The organism is Candidatus Marinimicrobia bacterium CG08_land_8_20_14_0_20_45_22 (assembly GCA_002774355.1).
Lineage (GTDB): Bacteria > Fidelibacterota > UBA2242 > UBA2242 > UBA2242 > 0-14-0-20-45-22.
Window position 1 is genome coordinate 1 of the sequence record PEYN01000156.1, and the last position, 1635, is coordinate 1635.

Here is a 1635-nt window from a genome sequence, read left to right on the forward strand (position 1 = left end):
ATCGGAAGAAAACAAATTCCATAAGAAATAAGAAAGAAAAAAAATAGATTTTGGAGTCAATTGATAACTTGGAAGGAGAATCGGAATTATGAAAATATTTAGGGTTGTTTTAGCGTTTTTATTGGTGGCCGCCGGACTTTCGGCGCAAAATAAGTATATCACGACAAGTGTACGGAATGTCGGTCCTGGCGTTGTTCACACGAAAATGATTTGTCCGACGGCTCCTTACGCAATAAATGTCCTGAAAATCGACCTTTCTAATCCGTATGTTCATTTGGAAACGGTTAAAGCCAAAGATCGACTGTACGGATACGAAGGAACCAGTCAGATGAGCGCGCGCAAGCAGGTGGATGGTCACTTGATCGTCGGCGCGATTAATGGGGATTTTTACGGAGAAATTCCGATCAATACGCAAGTGATCAACGGCGAAGTTTTGCGAAATCCGATCAGACTTTCGACATTTGGCGTCGATATTACCGGAAAACCATATATCGAAATTGTCAGTCTTTCAGGTTCGGTCGTTGCAATGACTGGCAGTAATCCAATCCATGGTGTCAACGGAACGCGAAACCGTGACCAGATGATTCTGTACAATTCCTTTTACGGAAGTTCGACCGGAACGAACGTTTGGGGAAGAGAGGCGTTGATTGAACCGTTGACTCAATGGATCGTCAACGATACTGTTTTGTGTTTAGTTGACACAATTGTCAATGCCGTTGGAAACATGTCGATTCCAAAAGGCAAGGCAGTTTTATCGGCTCATGGCGCTTCCAGCACATTTTTATCTAATCATGTTTTTACCGGCGACACGATTAAAATCTGTGTCAACCTGTTACCTTCATTGCCGAAGCTCATGCAGGCGATCGGCGGTTATCCGAAAATTGTAAAAGACGGTCAGAATTATGCGGCTAAAGGTTATGCTGAAGAGGGCGGACCCGACCACGCATTTGATCTTCATCCGAGGACGGCGGTAGGATTTAGTCAGGATGAAAAAACGGCGTATTTCGTTACCGTTGATGGTAGAATTCCGACCAGCAAAGGCATGTCATTGCCACAATTGGCGGATTTTATGATTGGATTGGGCGTTTATCGTGGAATTAATTTGGATGGCGGAGGTTCAACAACGATGGTCGTTCGCGGAATCATTCAAAATACGCCTTCCGGCGCCGAGCGGAGCGTATCAAATGCGTTAATGGCGGTTACATCGGCTCCAGTCGGAGAACTGACTTCCATTCAGGTCGATCCGCAATATTACCGGCTTTACGATGGAAATCCGCTTCAGTTCAACGTAACGGGTTGGGATAATAACTTCAACCCGGTAACCATCGATCCGGCGAAGCTGTCTTTTCAAGTGGACTCGAATATCGGTTCGATCACATCAACGGGAAAACTGACTGCATCCGGAGTTGGCGATACTGGGTGTGTTTATATCACTTATGATACCTATAAAGATACGGCATTGATTTATTTAAAGAATATTGGAAGGATTAGTATTTCTCCGAAAGAATTCATGATCGACACGATTCAGGTTTTTTCAGTAGGACTTGTTACAGCAGATGAAGATAATCTGGCGCAAAATATCGCCAGAAACCGAATTCAGTGGGAAGTACTCGATCCAACGGTCGGAACGATCGA

At 44.5% G+C, this 1635-nt stretch carries 1 protein-coding gene; it reads left to right on the forward strand.

All coding sequences use genetic code 11. The annotated features are described in order from the left end of the window. Positions 1–88 precede the first annotated feature (88 nt). On the forward strand, positions 89–1635 hold a 1547-nt coding region (locus COT43_08875; GenBank protein PIS27759.1), incomplete at its 3' end, for a hypothetical protein.